At 49.0% G+C, this 861-nt stretch carries 2 protein-coding genes; one reads left to right on the forward strand and one right to left on the reverse strand.

Annotated features, from left to right (window positions below; all coding sequences use genetic code 11):
• A partial coding sequence (yciA, locus tag ACTHUM_RS15690; protein ID WP_440403376.1) for an acyl-CoA thioester hydrolase YciA occupies nt 1-375 on the reverse strand: 375 nt, incomplete at its 3' end.
• 124 nt (nt 376-499) lie between these two features.
• Here yciA and ACTHUM_RS15695 point away from each other — a divergent pair.
• Nucleotides 500-861, forward strand: a 362-nt coding sequence (locus ACTHUM_RS15695; RefSeq protein WP_440403377.1) for an alpha/beta fold hydrolase, incomplete at its 3' end; no start/stop codon positions are given.

Genomic DNA, 861 nt, shown 5'->3' on the forward strand with positions numbered 1-861 from the left:
ATCGATGGCGACGTAAGTGAACACGGCTTCGGTGACCAGTTGACGGTCTTCCGTTACCATATCGTTCATCAAAGTCTTCACCCACACTTCGATTTTCAGTTGCAAAGAAGTATTGCCTACTCGGACGCAATGACCGTAGCAGCACACGACGTTGCCGACCTTTACCGGTCTGATGAAATTCATTTCTTGAACAGCCACGGTTACAATTCGTCCCTGTGCGATTTCTGCCGCCAAAATACCGCCGCCCAGATCCATTTGCGACATAATCCAGCCGCCGAAGATATCCTGATTAGGATTGGTATCACGCGGCATGGCTACCGTACGCAATAAAAGTTGTCCTTCGGGTGCAGCATGTGTTTGTTTGTTGTCAGACATAAATAATCCTGTCAAAAAAGTGGTATTTTACGCCATTTATGGCGCCAAACCTATGTAGGCCGTCTGAAAAATCAGAAGGCAAAGTGTTACAATCAACATATTCATCAGACAAAGGAGAAAGCTCATGCATCCGATTCAAGAACCACGAAATAGCGGCCTTTTGCGCGTATCCGACATTCACGAGATCTACTGGGAAGAATCAGGCAATCCTGATGGCCACCCCGTGATTTTCCTGCATGGCGGCCCCGGAGCAGGCGCATCACCTGCCTGTCGCGGCTTTTTCAATCCAGAGCATTTCCGCATCGTTATTATCGACCAACGCGGTTGCGGACGTTCCAAACCCTATGCCTGTATCGAAGACAATACCAAATGGGATTTGGTTGCCGATATTGAAAAAGTGCGCGAAATGCGCGGTATTCAAAAATGGCTGGTTTTCGGCGGCTCATGGGGCAGCACCTTGTCGCTGACTTATGCCGAAACCCACCC

It is taken from the genome of Neisseria sp. P0021.S006, assembly GCF_051956895.1.